Below are 21,344 nucleotides of genomic sequence, written 5' to 3' on the forward strand. Positions count from 1 at the left end.
CGGCGAATTCCTTCGTGTCGTGACGTAGCGCGGTGTGACGTAGCGCGGGCGACAGCCGGTCGTGCCGTCTCCGCTGAAGTGAACGGTCCATAGTGTAACAGCGGTCACTAGATCGTTGTTGGTTCGTACCTCGCGTCATTGTTCGCGCGGTGAAGTCGACATATGCCACAGATGTGCCGAAATCCACACCTCATCGACTTTTAAGTGAATATTGAATAGTAGTAGTTGACCAACTTGTCCGTGCGGATTCCTGCGGTGGGCGCGAAGGGGGATCGGTGCGATCCGGCCGAGGCGCGCTGACACTCGTCCGTGGGCACGACGTCGACATCTGGAATGATCGCTCGCTGCCGGGTGAGGATCGGAGGAGGAGATGGTGAGCACGGACAGCCGGGCCACACGCGGCCCGGCACGCGGGACCCGCCCGGCGAACAGAAGGCAGCTGATCGTGCGCGCCGCCGAGGACCTGTTCTACCGCAAGGGCTATGCCAAGGTCGGGATGGGTGAAGTGGCCGAGGCGGTGGCGATCGGGCCGTCGGCGCTGTACCGGCATTTCCGCGGCAAACAGGATCTGCTCGTCACCGTCATCGACGACGCGATGCGCACGCTGGAGCAGGTGCTGGCCGAGGCCACCCCCGACGATGTCGCCGAACGTCTGGCCGCGGTGTCGCTGGAACACCGCAGGGTCGGCGTGCTGTGGCAGCGCGAGGCCCGCCATCTGCCCGCGGAGCAGCGGGCCGAACTGCGCGAGGTCACCAAACGCATCGGCGCACGGTTGACCGTGCTGATCCGCCTGCGCAGACCCGGACTCGGCGACGCGGAGGCGGGGCTGTTGCCCTGGTGCGCGCTGGCGACCGCCACGAGCGTCTCCTTCCACAGTCTTTCGCTGCCGGAACCGGGATTCGCCGCCGTCCTCGCGGATCTGGTCACCCGGGTCGTCGACGCCCCGATCACCCTGCCCGCCCCGGCGTCGGACGCGACGCCCGCCGCGGGCCTGACCACCCAGTCGCGGCGCGAGGTGATCCTCGCCGAGGCCACCGCGCTGTTCGCCCGACACGGATTCGCGGGGGTGAGCATGGACGATATCGGCGCGAGCGTCGGCATCGCGGGCCCCAGCCTGTACAACCATTTCGCCGCGAAATCCGACATCCTCGCCGCCGTCATGTACCGGGGCGACGAATGGCTGCGGATGGAGATGAACCGGGTCTTCGCCCGCGCCACCGACGCCCGCGACGGACTGCACCGCCTGATCGACAGCTACAGCGGATTCGTCCTGGAGAACCCGGATCTGATCCAACTGCTGGTGTCGGAGACCGCGCACCTGCCCGACGCCGATCGCCAGCGCGCCCGATCCACCCAGTACACCTACATCGATGAATGGGTGCACCTCGCGGTCCAGGTGCACCCGGGCTGGGATCCGCTGACCACCCGCATCCGGGTGCAGGCCGCGCAGACCACGATGAACGACATCGCGCTCATCCCCAGCCTGCGCACCCGCGCCGGTGTCGACACGGCGCTGCACGTCGTCAGCGCCGCGTTGCTCGAACTCCGGTAGTTCCGCTCAGCCCCGCCCGTGCAGCAGGTTGGCGAGGGTGGTGAGGTTCTTGTCGTTGGCGGCGGTGCGCGCGAAACTGGTCAGATTCATCAGACCGGGCATCCGCCTGCTGGCGACCGCCTTGGCGTAGGTGAATTCGCGCAGCCCGTCCGGGCCGTGGATGCGGCCGAAACCGGATTCGCCGATACCGCCGAAGGGCAGCGAGGGAATGGCGGCGAAGGCGATGACGGAATTGACCGCCGTCATCCCGGACCGGATGCGCCGGGCCAGTTCCTTTCCGCGCTTCTTGGAGAAGACGGTCGCCCCGAGTCCGTACCGGGAATCGTTCGCCAACCGCACCGCCTCGTCCATATTCGCGACCCTGGCGATGGTGAGGGTGGGGCCGAAGGTCTCGTCGGTATTGGCCAGCGAATCGCTTGGCACGTCGACCAGGACCGTCGGCTGCACGAACCGGTCGCCGACCGCGCCGAGGCCGCCGATGATCGCGCGTCCGCCGCGTTGGAGCGCGTCGGCGATATGGCGGCGCACCACATCGGGCTGGCTCGGCATGGTCATCGGGCCGATCTTGGCGGCCGCGTCCGAGCCCGCCCGCAGCGGTTCCACCAATTCCGTGACCTTGTCGAGGAATTCGTCGTAGACCCGCTCGTGCACGTAGACCCGCTCGACACCGACGCAGGTCTGTCCGGCGTTCGCCAATCCGCCCCAGACCGCGGCGTCGGCGGCCTTGGCGATATCGGCGTCGGCGTCCACGAGCAGGGCGTCCTTGCCGCCGCCCTCGATCACCACGGGGGTGAGGGTGTCGGCGCAGGCGTGCATGATCTTGCGGCCGGTGGCGGGCGACCCGGTGAACGCGAGCTTGTCCACCCCGGAACGACACAGCGCCTCACCGGTCGCGCCGAATCCGGTGATCAGTTGCAGCACCGGCTTTTCCGGAACCACTTGGGCGAAGGCGTCGACCAGCCACGCGCCGACGCCGGGGGTGTACTCGCTCGGTTTGAAGACCACCGCGTTGCCCGCGGCGAGCGCGTAGGTGATGGAACCGAGCGGGGTGAACACCGGATAGTTCCACGGTCCGATCACGCCGATGACACCCATCGGCCGGTATTCCACCGACGCCGAGTGATCCGACATCACCAGTCCGGTCGATACCCGCTTACGGCCGAGCACCTTCGGCGCGTGTTTGGCCGCCCAGGAGATGTGGTCGAGGACCAGCGCGACCTCCAGCGCCGCGTCCGAATGCGGTTTCCCCGTCTCGGCGTGCACCACGTCGGCCAATTGATTGATGCGCCGGGTGATGACACCGGCCCAGGCGCGCAGTCGCTTTCCGCGTTCGGCGAAGCCGAGCCCGGCCCACCAGTCCGCGGCGTCCCCGGCGGCGGCGACGGTCGCGTTCACCCGCTCGGCGTCATCGATCGGGTAGGTGCCGACGACGTCGCCGGTGGCCGGGTCGAGGGATTCGAAGGTGGCGACCGCGGTGGTCGGCACCGAGGTTTCCGGTGCCGAGGTCGCGGGCGCTGACGTTTCGGGTGCTGAGGTCATGTCACTTCTCCTCGGGGTGTCGGTACAGGGCGGTGCGGCCGAGGATCAGGTCGGCGGCCTTCTCCGCGATCATGATGGTGGGCGCGTTGGTGTTGCCCCGGGGAATCGCGGGCATCACCGAGGCGTCCACGACGCGCAGCCCGTCGAAACCGTTGACCCGCAGCGCGGTATCGACCACCGACTGCTCGCCGCTGCCCATCGCGCACGTGCTGACCGGGTGGTAGAGCGTCTGGGCGGTGGCGCGGATGTGGTCGGCCAGATCGTCGTCGGTGACGCCCGCGATCCGATTCGGCATGAAGGGCCGGTCCAGGTATTTGCCGATCGCGCTCGCCTGCGAGATCTCGATGACGCGCCGCGCTCCCGCGATGGTCGCGCGCATATCGATCGGATCGGAGAAGTAGCCGGGATCCATCTCCGGTTTCCACGCCGGATCCGCCGACCGCAACCGCAGCCTGCCCCGGCTCGCGACGTCGACCAGGGTGACCCCCGCGGTGAACATGGGCGCGATCGGCTCGCGGAAACCGTTGTCGTAGAAGCCGGTCGGCGCGATATGGATCTGGATGTCGGGCGCGGCGAGGTCGTCGCGGGAGGTGAAGAAGCCGCCGCCCTCGCCGACGTTGGAGGTCAGCGGCCCGCGGCCTGCCACCTGCCACTGCACCAGACGTCCCGGATTGACGTAGTCGGACAGGTCCGAGGTGCCCTTGGTGTACCAGAGCATCGGGACCACCGGATGGTCGTGCAGGTTCTCGCCGACGCCGGGCAGGTCCGCGGCCACCTCGATGCCGAACTCGCGCAGGTGCGCGGCCGGTCCGATACCCGAGAGCATCAGCAGCTGAGGCGAATTGATCGCGCCGCCGGACAGGATGACCTCGCGTGCGGCGTGGGCGGTGTGCTCGACGCCGTCGCGCCGGTAGCTCACACCCGTCGCCGTGGTGCCGCGCAGCAGCACCTTCGTCACGAGGCTGTGGGTGCGCACCGTCAGATTCGGGCGGTCGAGCGCGGGACGCAGATATCCGTCGGCGGTGGACCAGCGTCGGCCGTTCTTGCAGGTGACCTGGTACCGGCCCACGCCCTCCTGCGTCGCGCCGTTGAAATCGTCGTTCGGCTTGAGTCCGGAGGCGACGGCGCCCTGCACCCAGGCGTCGGTGAGTTCGTGGGTGTAGCGCCGGTCCTCGACGTGGAGCGGGCCCCGCGCACCGTGGAAGTCGTCGTCGAAACGGGTGTTGGATTCCGAGCGACGGAAGTAGGGCAGGACATCGTCGTAGCCCCAGCCGGTCGCGCCGTGCTCGTCGCGCCAGCGGTCGTAGTCGGCGCGGTTGCCGCGGATGTAGATCATGGCGTTCATCGACGAGCAGCCGCCGAGCGCCTTCATCCTCGGCCAGAACGCCTTACGGCCGTCCATGTGCTTCTGCTCGGTGGTCTGGTAGTTCCAGTCCCACTTGGTCTTGAACAGGCTGGAGAACGCCGCGGGAATGTGGATCTCGTCGGCGTCGTCCTCGCCGCCCGCCTCGAGCAGCAGCACCGATACCTCCGCCCGCGCGCTCAGCCGATCGGCCAGCACGCAGCCCGCGCTTCCGGCGCCCACGATCACATAGTCGAAGGAATCCTGTTCCGGCACCCGCGCCTCCTCCTCGATTCGCCGTGACCTACGTCACGTCCTACTACTCAATGTACGACCGTGCGGTGCGGGATCCCAGGATGGGAGCGGACAGAAATTTGATAGATCAGGCCACGAGTTCGGGTCGGCAGGAGGGAGCGCACGACCGTGTCGATGACCACCCGCAGGGCCCCGAGTGTGCGACTGCTGGTCGATTTCGCGGCCGAGCACGGTGTGCCCGCCGAGGTGTGCCTGAAACGGGCCGGACTGAGCGTGGCACGGCTGGCCGAGGTCGATCCGGTCGTGTCGTCGGGACAGGAATCGGCGGTGATCGCCGCCCTCGTCGAAGCGCTCGGCGACCGGCCGGGGCTCGGCATCGCAGCCGGTGTGCGCTACCACGTCACCACCCACGGCATCTGGGGATACGCCCTGATCAGCAGCCGGACCCTGCGCGACGCGATCACCCTCGGACTGCGCTACCTCGACCTGTCGTTCTCCTACTGCGCCATTACCGCGCACGAGGAGGGCTCGGTGATGACCCTGGTCGTCGATCCGGAATCCGTGCCGGGGCCGGTGCGCCGTTTCGTCGCCGAACGCGATCTGGGCATCATCGGTTCGCTGCATCGCGAACTGGTCGGCCCGAGCGCGCGCACGCGCGGCGCGGAACTGGCCTATCCGGCCCCCGACGCGGGGCACCGCGAGGTCATCCGCCGCGCACTCGGACTCACCCCGCGTTACGACACCGGCCGCTACGCCTACTCCTTCGATATCGCCCGCATCGACGATCCGCTCCCGCTGGCCGAACCGCATACCGCGGCCATGGCCGAACAGCAGTGCCGCGCGCTGCTGGAACGCCGGGTCGTCACCGGCGTCTCCGGGCAGGTCCGCAATCTGCTGCTCGGCAATCCCGCGCGACCCCCGACCGGGGACCAGGTGGCCGCGTCGCTGTTCATGACCCCGCGCACGCTGCGCCGTCGCCTCATCGAGGAGGGGTCCTCCTATCGGGCGATCCTGGACGACGTGCGCCGAGGCGTCGCCGAACAGCTGCTGGACGAGACGAATCTGTCGGTGGCCGAGATCTCCGAACGCCTCGGCTACGCGGAGACGGCGGCCTTCACCCACGCGTTCCGGCGCTGGACGGGGGCGCCGCCGCGCGCCCGTCGCGGGCAGCGGGTCGCCGGGGGCGCGTGAGTGTTCATTCCGGCGCGGCGGGCGTTTCCAGGCACGCCGCCACCACCTCGAGCAGCAACGTGAGCGGCGGCAGCGGTTCGTCGGGCCGTGGCGAGCACAGCCAGTACCGCTCTTCGCGGGTGATGGGCCCGAGGCCGGTCGGCAGGATGACATTGGCCCGGTACGGGCCGGTGTCGACGCCGTACCGCAGCAGCGTTTCGACCACTTCGGGCTCGGTGACCCGGTCGTAGTGGGTGAGGAAGGTGTAGCGCGCCGGGTTCGGCCGGGCCAGCACTGGTCCGTAGAGGTGACGCTCGGGCATCAGCGCGACCACCCGGTCGCCGATCTCGCCGGGCGTATTCACCGCGGTGACCTCGTCGCTCAGCGGAAGGATCACGAAACCCGGTGTCGTGGAATGTGTTCCGGGTAGACCGCAGGATACGTACATTTGGGCCCACTGCTCCGGCGTCCGCGCCTCCGCGATCATTGCGGTCTCACCTATCCGCTCGCTCGTCCAGCTCTGTTCGCCGCAAGCCTGCGGGAGGTCGCGTGCCCATCGCAACTTCCCCGCAGATACCCACACACCTGCGTCGTCGTCGCACGCCGGGTTCGGCGTGGGACGACAATATAGCGTTCCCGCAGCCGGGCCGACAGCGATAACCTCGCGGTGGTCGGATCGACGCCGCGAATTCACCGGCCGCGTGTGCCGCCGTCATCCGGCGACCGCGCGGGCTGCTGTCTCTCATCCGCAACGTGTGAGGACGGTGCCCGACCCGCGCCCCTACCGTCGATGCCAGTCCGTGGCGACACGGTCGGCCCGGCGTCCGGTGCCGACAGCACGGCGCGGATGCCGAAGCCCAAGGAGTGGCGATGATCCTCGATGTGATCGGCGATGTGCTAGCACTGGCGATCGGTGTCGCTATCTCGCCGATCCCGATCATCGCCGCGATCCTGATGCTGCTGTCCAGGAACGCGGGCGCGAGCAGTATCGGATTCGGCATCGGCTGGGTTGTCGGCATCGTCGCGGTCACCGGCATCGTGATGCTGCTCTCGGGATCGATCCATACCGAGAATTCCGAATCGTCGACGGCGGTGTCGACGACCAAGATCGTGTTGGGGGCGCTGCTCGTCCTGCTCGCCGGACGGCAGTGGCAGACCCGCTCGGACACCTCGGTGCCCAAGTGGATGCAGGCCATCGATCAGCTGACGATCCCGAGAGCCGCCGCCCTCGGTGTGGCGCTGGCCGCGGTGAACCCCAAGAATCTGCTGCTCTGCGTCTCCGCGGGAATCGCCATCGGCACCGGTGGCCTCGGCGGCGGGCAGGAGGTGGTCGTGCTGCTCGTGTTCACGGCGATCGCCGCTATCTCGGTCCTGGTTCCCGTCCTCGGCTACCTGGTGGCCGCCGACCGGATGAGCGGCGCTCTCGCTTCGCTCAAGAATTGGCTACTCGCCAACAATCACGCGGTGATGGCGACATTGCTGCTGGTCATGGGGGCGGTGGTGATCGGCAAGGGGCTGCGCGGATTGTGAGCGGATTGTGAACAGCCCCAGCCCTTCTCGCGGCCGGGTAACATGATGTTCACACGAGGGAGGTCGGCGATGACGCTGCCGCGGGCGGTAATCGCCGTGGTCTCGGCCTTGATGCTGGTCGCGACAGCCTCGGGCAGCGCGGCGGCCAGGGAACCGATCCGGCCGCTGATGTGCGCGGGCACCGGTTGCGCGACATACGGGCCGACCTATTACGGCGGCTACCGGACCGCCACCGACATGCTGCGTCACGTCGACGCCGTCGGCGCCGCCTATCCCGGCATCGCCGCGGTGCACGACATCGGCGAATCCTGGTCGGCGAGCCAGGGGCGCGGCGGTCATCGGTTGCGCGCGATCTGCCTCACCGGTGTCGAACCGGGCGTCACCGATGCGGTCGCGGCGGTGGCGAAAACCGGCCTCGGGGTCTTCCGGCCGGCGGGCTGCGAGATGTCGACAACGAGCCGGAAACCGAGATTCCTGCTGATCGCCCAGATCCACGCCAGGGAGATCGTGACCGGCGAATTGGCCTGGCGCTGGATCGATTACCTGGCCGACGGTTACGGCATCGATCCGGTGGCGACCGAGATCCTGGATCACCACGAGATCTGGGTGGTGCCGGCGGCCAATCCGGACGGCGTCGACGTGGTGTCCTCGGGCGGGGACGATCCGAGATACCAGCGCAAGAATGTCGATTTCGCGCCGGATTCGTGCCGCGACGACACCGGCGAGGTCCGCTACTACCGCCAGGGCGTCGACCTGGAGCGGAATTTCACCGCGCGCTGGGGCGAGCCGGGCTCGGGCGCGGATCCCTGCGACGAGAACTATCGCGGCCCCGCTCCGGCCTCCGAACCGGAGACCGCGGCGCTCGAGGGCCTGATGTCGCGGATCTTCGCCGACCAGCGGGCGGGCTCGGCCGAGGTCGAGGTTCCCGATTCCGCCTCCGGTCTGGTCATCGACCTGCACGCGTTCGGCGACTACCTGCTGATCCCGACGGCGACCGCCCCCGAGGACGCCCGGCAATTGCGACGGCTGACCCAACGCCTCGCACCGTCCGGCTACCGGGGCGGCACCTCGGCGGAGACGGTCGGCTACGAGGTCTCCGGCACCAGTTCGGACCAGGCCTACGCCGCGCTCGGTGTCGCGGCGCTGGTGGTGGAGGTCGGCCCGCGCGGTGACGAACCCTGTCACGGATTCCTGCCGGAGTACTCCTGCGTGGATTCGCTGTTCTGGCCGACGTTGCTGCCGACCTTCGTCGAGGCCGCCCGCGCGGCACGTGCCCCCTACGTCGGGTAGCGGCCGTTGACCCGTCGTCGTCGCGCGTCCTACGCTGCGCGAGCAGACTGAAACGTGTTACAGAACGAGGGTGGTCCCGTGGCTTCGGCAAAGTTCGTCTTCGCACTCTGGGGCGCCCGCGACCCGCTGGGCCCGGCCCTGACCGAGGCCTGTCGCGCGGCGGGCGCGCGCGGACTCCAGGTGAATGTCGCCGACGCGGCGGTGGCGTCGGCGATGTTGCGCCTGAGCACCTTCGACCGTCCGATCGACGCCGTCGTCTGCCTCCTGCTGCCCGACGACGGTGACCGGGACGCGATGATCGCGGCCGTCCGCGCGTCGGCGGATCGGTGCGAGGGCTGGCTGGTCGAGGAACGCGTTCCCCTCGAACCCCCGGCGACCGAGCCGGGGGAGCGGACACCGGGTCTGGCCAATATCGCCTTCCTGCGCCGTCCCGCCGATCAGCACTACGACGAATGGCTGGAATGCTGGCAGGTCCGCCACACCCGGGTCGCCATCGAGACCCAGGCCACCGTCGGATACGTGCAGAACCGGGTCATCGAACGCGTGACGCCCGACGACGGGGGCGGCGCTGGGGTCGGCGAGGTGGCGGCCATCGTCGAGGAACAGTTCCCGATCGACGCCCTCGCCGATCCGCACGCGTTCTACGGCACCGGCGGCGACACGGCCGAACTGACCGAGCGCGTCGCGCGCATGATGGCCAGCGTCGCGACCTTCGGCGCCGCCCGCGACCTCGACGTGGTGCCGACCAGTCGTCACCGCCGGTTCTGACCCGGGATCACCGGTGCGGCAGGAATCCCGAGACCAGGAATTCCCGGACGAACGCGTCGATCGCGCGCCGGTCCACCTCCGGGCATTCGATACCGGTGTCGCGTAGCGCCTGCCTGCTGTTGTCGTCGGCCCATTCGAACTGCGCGGCGAAGACGTCGTAGTCGGCGGTGAGCAGCGCCGCGCGGACCAGGGAGTCGTCACCGGCGTCGTTGCGCAGCCGCGATTCGCGGTCGAGCGCGTCGCGCACGGTGTCCAGTTCGGCCGTCCGCACCGGCAGTCCGTGCTCGCGCAGACTGTCGAAAACCTCGCTGACCGGCACCCGGACCCGATTGACCAGGTGGTAGACCGTGTCCCGGCGTTCCATGCGCGAGATCGCCACGATCGCGCGCGCCACGTAGCTCACCGGCACGATCGAGACCGTCGCGTCGCCGACCTCGGGGGCCATTCCGAGGACGGCCGCCGCGCGGACCATATTCCAGAACGAGTCGTCGGGACTGTTCACCCCCGAGCGTGGATCACCGCAGATGGTGCCGGGTCGGTAGATGGCGACCGGAATTCCCCGCGCGCCCGCTTCGCGCACCAATTCCTCGGCGGCCCACTTGGACTGGGCGTAGCCGTTGTCGGGGAGCTGGTCGGCGCGCAACCGGACCGACTCCTCGATATCGGCGAGCACCGGCGCGGTGCCGACGGTGGCGCCGATGGTGGAGACGTGGTGCACGGGCTTGACGCGGTAGGTCGTGGCCAGTCGCAGGATTTCCCCGGTGGCCTCGACATTGACCTCGCGCAGCCGCGCGTACGGATCGACATGGTTGACCCGGGCGCCGTTGTGGTAGATCACCTCGACCATCGCGGCCACGCGTTCGTAGTCGGCCGCGCTCAATCCGAGCCGTGGCGCGGCGATATCGCCCGGCACCGCGACGATCCGATCGGCGCTGTCGCGATCCCACAGCCGGAAACGGGTCAGCGCCCGCCGGATCCGGTCGGCTCCGGCCTCGGCGCTCTCGGCCCTGACCACGCACCATACGCGCGCGTCGGTGGTGTCGAGCAGTTCGCGCAGCAGATGCGCGCCGAGGAATCCGGTCGCGCCGGTGAGCAGGATCTCCCGCGGCGGCCCGGTCACCGCTCGTGCGCAGCGCGCGACGGAGATATCGGGGTCGAGTACGGCGTCGGCGGCCGCACCCGCCACACCGACGGGGGCCGAGGAGCCGGTGAGGAATCCGGCCAGTCCGCCGACGGTGGGGTGGGCGAGCAGCGCCGACATCGGCACGTCGCGCCCGAGCCGGGCGGTGAGCCGCTGGTGCAGGGTGAAGGCGAGTAGCGACGAGCCGCCGAGCGCGAAGAAATCGTCCTCGACGCCGATCGGCGACACCGCCAGCACCTCGGCGTAGACCTCGGCGATATCGCGTTCGAGGTCGGTCGTCGGCGGCGCGCCGTCGCGGGCGGTGAACACCGGCTGCGGCAGCGCTTTCCGATCGAGTTTGCCGCTGGTGTTGACCGGGAACGACGGCATGTCGACGATGGCCGCGGGCACCATGTAGCTCGGCAGCACCCCGGCGACCGACCGTCGCAACGTCTCGGGATCGACCGAGCCGCCCGGTACCGCCACCACATACCCGACCAAACGGTCACCGCTGTCGGAGGGCTGGACCGTGACCGCGGCCTGGCCGACCGACGGGTCGGCGAGCAGCGCGGTCTCGATCTCGCCGAGTTCGATGCGATGTCCGCGCACCTTGACCTGGAAATCGGTGCGCCCCAGGTAATCCAGGGCGCCGCGCGCGTTCCAGCGCACCAGATCGCCGGTGCGGTAGATGCGTTCCCCGCCCGGATCGAGCGGATTCGCGACGAATCGTCCCGCCGTGAGCCCGGGTGCGCCGTGATAGCCGCGCGCCAACTGGATTCCGGCCAGATAGAGTTCGCCGACCGCGCCGACGGGCACCGGCCGCAGCCTGCCGTCGAGGACGAAAGTCCGCGAATTCCATTCCGGCACACCGATGGGCACCGTGGTCGCGATCAGATCGGCCGAACCGACCCGATGCTCGGTGATACTCACCGCGGCCTCGGTCGGCCCGTACAGATTGTGCACCCCGGCCGCGCTGATCGCGGCGAACGCGCTCGCCGTCTCCGGCGGCAGCGCCTCACCGATGACGAAAATCGCTCGCAGCGAGGCCAATTCGTCCGCCGACGCGTGCGCGGCGAAAACCGAGAGCATGGAGGGGACGAAATCGGTGAGGGTGATGCGATGTTCGGCGATCAACAGGCACAGCGCCGAGGGATCGCGATGTTCGTCCGGGCCGGCCAGTACCAGCGTCGCACCGGCCCGCAGCGGCAGGAAATACCCCCACAGCGACACGTCGAAGGTCGCCGGGGTCTTCTGTAGATATCGGTCCTCGGGCTCGACCCGGTATGCCTCACGCATCCACACCAGCTGGTTGACGATCGCGTCGTGGGTGACCACAACGCCTTTCGGCCTTCCGGTGGAGCCGGAGGTGAAGATCACATAGGCCGGGTGGTCACCGCGCAGCGGAGCGCGGCGTTCGGCGTCGGTGACGGGGCCCGCGCCGAATCGGGACAGATCGAGGGTGTCGACCGGCTGCGCGTCGGCGACGCCGTCCGCGACGGTGGTGAGCACACGGCGCGGTGCCGCCGCCTCGAGCACGTAGCCGATGCGTTCGGCCGGATGATCCGGGTCGATCGGCACCCAGCAGCCGCCCGCCGCCACGATGGCGTACAGCGCGACCACCTGGTCGATGGAACGGCGCATGGAGACCGCGACAACGGTTTCGGGGCCGACGCCCTCGTCGATGAGCCAGCGCGCCAGACGATTCACCCGGGCCCGCAGCTGCCCGTAGGTCACCGAGTCCGCGCCGGACACCACCGCCACCGCGTCCGGGGCCGCGTCGGCCTGCCGTTCGAAGGCGGTGTGCAGCAGTTCGGGTGCCACGGTGATGTCGGGACCGGCCGACCAGGCACGCAGCCGTTGCCGTTCGGCGGGGTCGACGATATCGAGGTCGCCGACCGCCGACGCCGGATCGTTCGCGATCTCGTGCAGCACACGCAGGTACCCGTCGAGGAACCGATAGACCGTCGGTTCGTCGAAAAGGTCGGTGGCGTAACAGAACCGAACGATGATCGGACCCGGTCCGCCGTCCACCCCGACGGTGTCGACCACCACGATGTGCAGATCGGTCTTCGCCGTGGTCGCGTCGACGTCGACGAAGGAGAAACTCAGGCCGGGCAGTTCCAGGCTGGCCTGGGCGAAATTCTGGAAGGCGAAGCCGACCTGGTACAGCGGATGACGGCCCGGCGAGCGGACCGGGTCGACCGCGTCGACGATATGTTCGAACGGCGCTTCGGCGTGCGCGAAATTGGCGAGATCGCGGTCCCTGGTCCGGGCGAGCAGACTCGCGAAGCTCTCCCGCGGATCGACCGTGGTCCTGGACACCGTCGTATTGACGAACATGCCGACCAGATGTTCCAGCGCCGGTTCGGCGCGATTGGTCATCGGCACGCCGATCGCGATATCGGAGGTCCCGGACAGCCGGGACAGCAGCACGGCCAGCGCGGTCCGCATCACCATGAACAGCGTCGCGCGATTCGCGCGGGCGAGCGCCAGCAGTTCGCGATGCAGTTCGGCCGGGGCGCTGCGCTGTGCCGCGGCGCCGCGCAGCGAGGCCACCGGCGGACGCGGACGATCGGCGGGCAGATCGAGTTCATCGGGCAGCCCGGCCAGTTCGGTGGTCCAGTAGTCGAGCTGACGCGAGAGCGCGGACCCCGGGTCGGCGCGGTCGCCGAGCACCTCGCGCTGCCACAGCGCGTAATCGGCGTACTGCACATCCAGCGGTCGCCAGCTCGGCGCCGCACCGGCGCGGCGCGCGGCGTATGCGGACGCGATATCACCGGCGAGCGGGGCCAGCGACGAACCGTCGGCGCAGATGTGGTGCACGGTGAAGACCAGGACGTATCCGTCGGCGTTGTGCAGGAGCCCGATCCGCAGCGGCACCTCGGCGGCGACGTCGAAACCGCGCCCGAGGATGTCGCTCACCCGCGCGTCGACGGCCGCCGGTTCGATCTCCTCGACGGCGAAATCGCCGAGCACACTGTCGGTGTCGAGCACTTCCTGTCTCGGACCGTCGGCGTCGGCGGGATAGCGGGTGCGCAGGGCTTCGTGGCGGGCGATGATATCGGCGAAGGCGGCCCGCAGCGCGGGCACCTCGAGCTGATCCTCCGATACCCGCATCGCGAAGCCGATATTGTCCACGGCCGATTCCGTGTCGAACTGGTTGCGCAGCCAGAAACGCAGTTGGGCGGGCGAGAGCGGAACCCGGTCGGGCCGTGGCCGCGCGAGCAGCGCGGGACGGGCGGTGTCGAAGCGCTGCGACTGGATCGCCTGCGCCAGCGTCGCGACGGTCGGATGATCGAAGACCAGCCGGGCCGGGATCTGGAGTTTGCAGGTGTCGCTGAGCCGGGCCGCGACCTGGGTCGCGAGAATGGAGTTGCCGCCCGCGGTGAAGAAATCCGAATCCGCGCCGACCAGTTCCCGGCCGAGGACGTGCGCGAACACCGCCGCCACCAACTCCTCGCCGAGGCCGGACAACCGCCGCGTTGTCCGCGTTTCGGTGACCCTGGCCCGCAGCGCCGCGCGATCGGTCTTCCCGGTCGGGGTCAGCGGAATCCGGTCGACGACGGTGATCGAACTCGGCAGCATGAACCGGGGTAGCCGACCCGCGAGCGTATTGGCCAGTTCACCGGGATCGGGGGCGTGACCGGGTTCGGTCTCCACGTAGGCGGCCAATTCGGCGTCACCGGCCGGGGTCCTGCGGTCGACGGTGACCGCAGACCTGACCCCGGGTAGCTCCGCCAGCGCGGCATCGATCTCGCCGAGTTCGATGCGGAAGCCGCGGATCTTGACCTGGTCGTCGCCGCGCCCGAGGTATTCGAGTTCACCACCGGTCGTCCAGCGGACCAGATCTCCCGTGCGGTACATGCGCGCGCCCGGCCCGCCGTGCGGGTCGGTCACGAACCGCTGGGCCGTCAGATCGGCGCGGCCACGGTAGCCGCGGGCGACGCCGGGTCCGCCGATGTAGAGCTCGCCCGCGACCCCGATGCCCACCAACCGCAACCGGGAATCCAGCACCTGGAGCCGCGTTCCCGGCACCGCCGAGCCGATGGTCACTGGCATCATGGCCGTCAACGGCCCGCTCAGGGTGGCCGCGATGGTCGCCTCGGTGGGGCCGTAGGCATTGTGGAAACTGCGTCCGCCGGATGCCCAGCGTCGCACCAGCGCGGACGGACAGGGCTCACCGCCGACGATCACCACCCGCAGCGCGTCCAACCCAGCCGGTTCGATCGAGGCCAACGCCGAGGGAGTCAGGAACGCGTGCGTGATGGCGTGCTGTGCCAGCAGGGTCGCCAATTCGGCGCCGCCGTAGATGGTCGGCGGCGCGATCACCAGCGTCGCCGCCGACCCGAAGGCGAGCAGCAGTTCGAGAATCGACGCGTCGAAACTCGGCGAGGCGAAATGCAGGACCCGCGCGGTCTCGGTGAGACCGAAACGGGTGATCTGCTCGGCGCACAGCGCGGCCAGTCCGGTATGGGTGACGGTCACCCCCTTGGGCTTGCCGGTCGAACCCGAGGTGTAGATGACGTACGCGGGATTCGACGGCCGCGCCTGCGCGGTCTGGTCCAGGTAGGACAGCGGATTGGCGGGCTGGTCGGCGGCCTCGGCGATATGGCCCGGATCGTCGAGGACGAGCCAGTCGATTTCGGCGGGCAGGGTGGGGTGGTGTTCGGTCCTGGTCAGGCCGAGCAGCGCGCCGCAGTCACGCGCCTGGAATTCGATGCGCGATCGCGGGAAACCGGGATCGATCGGCACGAACGCCGCGCCCGTCTTGACCACCGCCCAGATCGCGAGAATCGAATCGACCGAACGCGGCAGCGCCACGGCGACGGCCGATTCCGGACCGGCCCCACGCGACAGCAACATCCGGGCCAACTGTGAGGAGCGCCCGTCGAGTTCCCGGTAGGTGAGCGTCAGGCCGTCGCACAGCACCGCGATCCCGTCGGGATTGGCCTCAGCCGCCGAGGACAGCAAACTCCCGAGAGTGGGAGTCGCCGTCGTCGTCCGCCGCCGCGCACGGTCCCGGCGCGATGACGCGGCCCGTTGAACTCCACTGGTCACGTTCTGTCCCGCCTCGTGCGATGAGCTGAGCGGGCCGATGTTATAACGAGGCCGTCGGGTAAGTCATCCCTGGGCGTGGCGGTAGACAGCAAATCCCGGTGAACCGGGATTCGGGCACCCCCGATCCCGACTCTCACGGCCCGACCCTCCGGCGGCGATCAGCCCACGTCGACACCGCGAGTTCGTATGTTCGCGCCCGACGATCCGGCACGGATTCCGGTGACCACCGTCATCACCAGAACCGTGACCAGTTCCAGCAGATTCCACCCCAGCGGATCGGGTGGTGACCGCACGGTCTCCCGTGGACGGAACACGGGCGCGGAGACCGGGCTCACGACCTCGTGTGCCGTAGCCGTCGGCGCGACGACAGTCTGCGGCGCGACCGGATTCGGCACCGGTACGGCCGGATTCGGTGGTTCCGGGCGCAGCGGGATCGCGGGTTCCGTCGAGGCGGGCGCGGGCAGCAACAGCAGACAGGTCAGGACAGCACTCCCGGCGGCCGCGCTACCGACCGCGGCGCTGCCGAGCCCGGAACCGCCCGAACCCGTGCCGATCAGGGCGGGCGTGCCGGATCCGCTACCCGTCGCGAGTCCCACCCCGATCGCGCTACTGCCCACCGCCGCGCTGCCGCCGCACGCGACCGCGACACTGCCCGGGGCGAGTCCCAGCGCTTCGGCCGAATTCGCGGGGACCGGAACATCCACCGGGTCGTCCGTCGGCATCGGTCGCTGGCCCACCGGTTCGAGCGCGAGTTCCACTCCGCCCCCGGTATTTCCGCTCGCGAGGCCCGGTGCGGCACTGCCCGACACCAGATCGCCGAGCGTTCCTTCCGCACGCGCCGTCACGCCGGACGCCAGCGCGACGACCGCGCACACCGTGACGACCGCGAGTTCGCGCCCACCCCCGCGTGATCCGATCGAATCCATCGCGACCACTAGCCGATCCGCGCGCCGGGCGACGGTGCGATCTGCTGGAAACGGGTCACCGCGAGTTCGTAGGCCTCCCGCGAGACGAGGTTGCCCCCGGAGAACGGGTGGTCGAGATTGTGGATCTGCAACAGCGCGGATCCGACGACGACCCCGAGCAGTCCGATCATCGCGATGCTGCGCGCGGTGACCCCGACACCGGACAGGGCGGGACTGAGCAGCAGCATCACCGTCCCGAAGATCAGGGCGATGTAGAGGAATCCGGGCAGACCCTCGCGCACGTCGACGGCGCGATCCTGACGCGCTTGCGCCACCCGGTCCAGTCCGTCGACGGCGTCGGCGCGCGAATCCGCGACCACGGTATCGGCGGTCGGCACCGCGGATACCGTGGTGCGCAGCGAATCCAGGGTTTGCTGGGCGGCCTCGCTCAGACTGCCGTCTCGATCCATCGCTGGCCCATTCGGCATTCATCACCTGCTCGGTGTAAGCCCTTATCCCGTCCTGGATCCGCCGCGCGTCGGGAGCGGGCAGCGCGTTCGCGGCCCAGTAGGCGTCGACCAGCGCCTGCGATTCGGCGATGGTGTGCGCGCGGGCGTTCTGATACTGCTGCCAGCCGATCACGACGACGAAGGCGACGACGGCGGTGAAGAAGGTCTTGATCAGGTCCAATACCAGGGTGCCCGCGTACTCGTCGTCGGTCCGCCGCCACGACCGCGGCCGCAGACGATCCCCGGCGACGAAGACCGTCATCGCCACGACCGCGGCGAGCACGGCGATGATCGAATACTGGGCCATGACAGCGGTCCACCCTTCGTCGGCGTCGGAACGTCCTCGGCGGACGGTCGTGATCAGACGGATATTCGCGGTGGCGCCGCGGGCGGATAGCGGACAAGCCGTTGTCCGGGATCAGCTGTGGCGGATCGGGTTCCGAATCCGCCGTCGAGAAGACCGGTCAGGCACCGAATTTCGCCTCGGCCTTCGCGACGATCTCGTCCAGGCGCGCGTGATGAGCGCCCTTCCAATACGCCTGACCGCATTCCACGCACTGCGCGAAGGTGTCGTAGGTCTGTTCCGTACTGCCGGGCAGTTGCCCGCGCATGGACTCCTTGTCGGCGGCCCGCAGCGCGCCGTTGCACGCGGTGCAGCGCGTCCACGGCGCGAGGCGGGGAGCGAAACGCGACAGCACATCGTCGAGTTGATCGTCGGGCCGATGACTGTAGATATACGCGCCCGCGAAGATCTCGCGCCGCCGCAACAATCCGCGATCGCGGGAGAGCAGCACCCGGCGCTCGGTCGCGGACCGGGTGGCCAGCGCCGCGTCACCGATATCCGGGTTCTCGTAGGCCGCGTCGATACCGAGCAGACGCAACCGCCGCGCCAGCGTGCCCAGGTGGATGTCGAGCAGGAAACGCAGTGGTTCGGCCCGCCGCTGCGGACGCGTCACCGCGAGTACGGAGATCGCCTGCCCCGCGATCGGCACGTGCGCGGGGATGACCGCGCGACCGTCGACCAGCAGCGCGCCGACCTCGGTGAGCGGCACCCCGAGCGCTTCGACCAGATGTCCGAGTGTCGATACGCCGTCGATCCGTACGGTGGATCGCCCACCCCTGCGTGCCGCTGCGATGAACAGGTCCTGTTCGGGCGCGAAGTCGATGGTGATCTCCCCGGCGTTCACCCAGTCAGCATGCCAGTGCGCGGGCCCCCGCGCCCAGTGCGTTTCTCATCGCGGGTGCCGGGAACCGTCGATCGCGGGCTCGGCGAGCAGATCGGTGATCCGGTGCGCGGGCATCGGCCGGTGGAAATGCCACCCCTGCGCGGTGTCACACCCCAGGTTGCGCAGGCGTTCGGCCTGGTAGGCGGTTTCCACGCATTCGGCGGTGACGGTCAGTCCGAGCGCGTGGGTGAGCCCGATGATGGTCTCCAGCACGAGCAGATCGGTGCGATTCACCGTCTCCGGGGTGCGGATGCGCTGCACGAAGGGGCCCGCGAGTTTGACCACGTGCAGCGGAAGTTGGCCGAGATAGGCCAGATTGGAGTAGCCGGTGCCGAAATCGTCGATCGCGATGCGGACGCCGGTCTCGGACAGGGTGCGCAGTGCTCGCAGCGGAAGCCCTTCGGCCTCCATGAAGGTGCGTTCGGTCAGTTCCAGTTGTAATCGGTCCGGCGGGATGCCGGTCTCGGCGATCATCCGCTGCACCCGGCCGAGCCAGGTCGGATCGGCCACCTCCGAGGCGGACACGTTCACGCTGACCGTCGGCGTGTGCCCGGGGAACAGATCGTGCCACCGCTTGCTGTCGCGGCAGGCCAGTTCGAGGACGAGCGCGCCGAGTGCGTCGATATGACCGTTGTCCTCGGCGAGGTCCACGAACCGGCCCGGGGGTAGCACCCCGAGTTCGGGATGCCGCCAGCGCACCAGCGCCTCCACCGCGACCAGGCGCTCGTCGCCGAGGCCGACGATCGGCTGATAGTCGAGGAAGAATTCACCTCGGGTGAACGAGGCGGGCATCGCTGCGGAGAGTTCGGCCTTGGTGTTCTCGCGTCGGCCGCGGTCGGCGTCGAAAACCGAATAGCGGTCGCGGCCCGCCGCTTTCGCCCAGTACATGGTGGTGTCGGCGGCCTGGAGCAGTTCGTCGGCGGTCCGGTGCTGTCCGCGGTCCTCGATCACGCCGATACTCGCGGTGATCGTGAGGTGATTGCCGTGGATGTCGAAAGGCCGTGCCAGCGCGTCGAGTACGGTGCGGGCCAATCCGGCGACCTCGCCGAGGTTGCGGGGATGCGGTATCAGGACGACGAATTCGTCGCCGCCCATCCGGGCGACCAGATGTTCGGGTAGCGAGGCGCAGGCACTCAGCCGCGCGGCGGCCTGGACGAGCAGTTCGTCGCCCGTGGCGTGACCGAAGGTGTCGTTGACGCTCTTGAAATGGTCGAGATCGACGTAGCAGAGTCCGACGCGCGCGGACGGGTCGGCGAACGCGACGCTGAGCGCGTCGAAGAACCTCGAACGGTTCGGCAATCCGGTGAGCTGGTCGTGGTGGGCCCGGTAGTGCAGCCGTTCGCGCAGCGCGCGGCGTTCGGAGATGTCCTCGACCAGGACCAGGGTGTACTGCGGCTCGCCGTCCGCGTCGCGGATCAGCGAGACGTTGAGATTGGTCCACACCGCGTGTCCGAGGCGGTGGCTGTATGCCTTCTCCACCTGGACGTTGTCGTGTTCGCCGCGGATCAGCGAGGAGTAGAGACCCCACATCTCGGGCGGATCGTCGGGATGGGTGAGTTCGGGGACCGCCATCGCGCACATCTCGACGGGTTCGTAGCCGAGCATATGGGCGAACGCGGCGTTGACCTCGATGATCCGGCCCGACATATCGGATATGCCGGTACCGACCCCGGCCTGGGCGAATACCGCGCGCAACCTGGCCTCGCTGTCGCGCAGCCGTGCCTCGGTGGCGCGACGCGCCGCGATCTCGGCGGCCCTGACACTTTCCTGCTCGGTCAGCAGCCAGGCGCGGAAAGCGCGCAGGTAGCCGGTGGTGAACGCGGCGAGCAGTTCCGAGGCGTCCGCGCCGAAATACCCACCCAGTACCGCGACGCTGCGTCCGAGTACCTCGCTGCCGACGAAACGCGATCCGGCCAGGCGCGCGCCCACCGCCTCGACCCGGTCGACGGGCAGCGGTGAGCTGCTCGCGGCATCGCCGAGTTCGCCGGCCAGCTCGGTGAGCAGCAGCTGCGCTTGCGCCGTACTCATCGGCACGATGTGATCGCGGGCCCCCTCTCGGAGGGCGGCGACCCATCGGTCGGCGAGATCGGCGTGCGGGCCGACAGGATGTGGTGCGGGCCCGGCATCCCAACCCATGAGGCCTGATACTAGTGGACGAAGCCCGCATCGTGCCCAGCTGGGATACGATGGCCACGCCGAGACGGCTTGTCGGCGAAACAAGGTCGGTGCGAGAGGATTTGGGGATCCATGACCAGACCGAGTTGGGCTCCGGAGGGGATCGACCTGGATAGGCCCAGCGCATCCCGCGTGTACGACTACTTCATCGGCGGGCTGCACAACTTCGAGATCGACCGGGTGCTGGCGGAGCAGATCGCCGCGTTCAGCCCGAGTATCGCCGAGACGATGCGCGCCAATCGGGAGTTGTTGCGGCGCTGTGTGCGGTTCCTCGCCGAAAGCGGTATCGACCAGTTCCTCGACATCGGCTCGGGGATTCCCACCGTCGGCAACGTGCACGAGGTCGCGCACGCGGTGAATCCCTCCGCGCGTGTCGTCTACGTCGATATCGACCCGGTCGCCGTCGCCCACAGCAGCGCCATCCTCGACGGTGACCCGAATGCCGCCGTCATCCACGCCGACGCCGCGCAGCCCGCGAAGATCCTGGCCGATCCGCAGGTGCGCGCGCTGATCGACTTCGAGAAACCCGTCGCCGTCCTACTGCTCGGCGTCCTGCATTTCCTCGCCGACGACGCCGATCCGGCCGGGTGTGTCGCGACACTGCGCGAGGCCGTCGCGCCCGGCAGCTATCTGGCGATCACCCACGCCACCCTCGACGGTCAGCCCGCCGAGGTGCTCGAGGCGCAGAAGCTGTCCGGGCGCACCTCCACCGAGATCATCCTGCGCACCCACGAGCAGATCTCGACCTATTTCGACGGCTGGACGCTGCTCGAACCGGGTGTGGTGCACCTGCCGCTGTGGCGTCCGGAGGATCCGGCCGACGTGGGCGAGAACCCGTGGGAATCGGGCGCGTTCGGCGGACTCGCGCGCAAGGACTGATCCGCTCGCCCGCGCCTTCGGAACCC

14 protein-coding genes are annotated in these 21,344 nt (G+C 69.1%); 6 read left to right on the forward strand and 8 right to left on the reverse strand.

The window, feature by feature from the left end; translation table 11 throughout:
* Window positions 1-370 precede the first annotated feature (370 nt).
* The gene (locus OG225_RS00495) at window positions 371-1,552 is read left to right on the forward strand and encodes a TetR/AcrR family transcriptional regulator (protein WP_405179938.1); all 1,182 of its coding nucleotides are present in this window, start codon (window positions 371-373) and stop codon (window positions 1,550-1,552) included.
* A 6-nt stretch (window positions 1,553-1,558) separates the two neighbouring features.
* Here the strand turns inward: OG225_RS00495 and OG225_RS00500 are convergent, their stop codons facing one another.
* A complete protein-coding gene (locus tag OG225_RS00500) occupies window positions 1,559-3,091 on the reverse strand; it encodes an aldehyde dehydrogenase family protein (RefSeq protein WP_405179939.1) in 1,533 nt (510 codons plus the stop codon).
* Between the two features lies 1 nt (window position 3,092).
* The gene (locus OG225_RS00505) at window positions 3,093-4,709 is read right to left on the reverse strand and encodes a GMC family oxidoreductase (protein ID WP_405179940.1); all 1,617 of its coding nucleotides are present in this window, start codon (window positions 4,707-4,709) and stop codon (window positions 3,093-3,095) included.
* 153 nt (window positions 4,710-4,862) lie between these two features.
* Between OG225_RS00505 and OG225_RS00510 the strand changes: the two genes are divergently transcribed.
* Entirely contained in the window at window positions 4,863-5,879 is a 1,017-nt protein-coding gene (locus tag OG225_RS00510; RefSeq protein ID WP_405179941.1) for an AraC family transcriptional regulator, read from the forward strand.
* A 4-nt stretch (window positions 5,880-5,883) separates the two neighbouring features.
* Here OG225_RS00510 and OG225_RS00515 read toward each other — a convergent pair whose 3' ends face one another.
* Entirely contained in the window at window positions 5,884-6,255 is a 372-nt protein-coding gene (locus OG225_RS00515) for a hypothetical protein (protein WP_405179942.1), read from the reverse strand.
* Between the two features lie 476 nt (window positions 6,256-6,731).
* On the opposite strand from OG225_RS00515, the gene OG225_RS00520 reads away from it, so the two are divergent.
* The 3 genes from OG225_RS00520 to OG225_RS00530 all read left to right on the forward strand — a co-directional run bounded on the left by OG225_RS00520 (window position 6,732) and on the right by OG225_RS00530 (window position 9,446).
* Window positions 6,732-7,388, forward strand: coding sequence for a GAP family protein (locus OG225_RS00520; RefSeq protein WP_405183140.1), 657 nt, complete (start codon window positions 6,732-6,734; stop codon window positions 7,386-7,388).
* Between the two features lie 69 nt (window positions 7,389-7,457).
* Entirely contained in the window at window positions 7,458-8,678 is a 1,221-nt protein-coding gene (locus tag OG225_RS00525) for a M14 family zinc carboxypeptidase (RefSeq protein ID WP_405179943.1), read from the forward strand.
* 78 nt (window positions 8,679-8,756) lie between these two features.
* A complete protein-coding gene (locus OG225_RS00530; RefSeq protein WP_405179944.1) occupies window positions 8,757-9,446 on the forward strand; it encodes a hypothetical protein in 690 nt (229 codons plus the stop codon).
* Between the two features lie 7 nt (window positions 9,447-9,453).
* Here the strand turns inward: OG225_RS00530 and OG225_RS00535 are convergent, their stop codons facing one another.
* From OG225_RS00535 to OG225_RS00555, 5 genes are all read right to left on the reverse strand, one after another.
* Window positions 9,454-15,537 (reverse strand): amino acid adenylation domain-containing protein, encoded by a 6,084-nt coding sequence (locus tag OG225_RS00535; protein ID WP_405179945.1) that lies wholly within the window; start codon window positions 15,535-15,537, stop codon window positions 9,454-9,456.
* 245 nt (window positions 15,538-15,782) lie between these two features.
* Window positions 15,783-16,550 carry a hypothetical protein gene (locus tag OG225_RS00540; RefSeq protein WP_405179946.1) on the reverse strand — a complete coding sequence of 256 codons (768 nt, stop codon included), beginning with the start codon at window positions 16,548-16,550 and terminating at the stop codon, window positions 15,783-15,785.
* An 8-nt stretch (window positions 16,551-16,558) separates the two neighbouring features.
* Complete coding sequence (locus OG225_RS00545) at window positions 16,559-16,999, reverse strand: hypothetical protein (protein ID WP_405179947.1); 441 nt, start codon at window positions 16,997-16,999, stop codon at window positions 16,559-16,561.
* 503 nt (window positions 17,000-17,502) lie between these two features.
* Window positions 17,503-18,225: a Mut7-C RNAse domain-containing protein gene (locus tag OG225_RS00550; protein ID WP_405179948.1), complete on the reverse strand. Its 723-nt coding sequence runs from the start codon at window positions 18,223-18,225 to the stop codon at window positions 17,503-17,505.
* 45 nt (window positions 18,226-18,270) lie between these two features.
* Window positions 18,271-20,292 (reverse strand): putative bifunctional diguanylate cyclase/phosphodiesterase, encoded by a 2,022-nt coding sequence (locus OG225_RS00555; RefSeq protein ID WP_405179949.1) that lies wholly within the window; start codon window positions 20,290-20,292, stop codon window positions 18,271-18,273.
* Window positions 20,293-20,511: 219 nt separating this feature from the next.
* Between OG225_RS00555 and OG225_RS00560 the strand changes: the two genes are divergently transcribed.
* Complete coding sequence (locus OG225_RS00560; protein ID WP_405179950.1) at window positions 20,512-21,318, forward strand: SAM-dependent methyltransferase; 807 nt, start codon at window positions 20,512-20,514, stop codon at window positions 21,316-21,318.
* Window positions 21,319-21,344 lie beyond the last annotated feature (26 nt).

The sequence above is a fragment of the Nocardia sp. NBC_01377 genome (genome assembly GCF_045040005.1).
GTDB lineage: Bacteria > Actinomycetota > Actinomycetes > Mycobacteriales > Mycobacteriaceae > Nocardia > Nocardia noduli.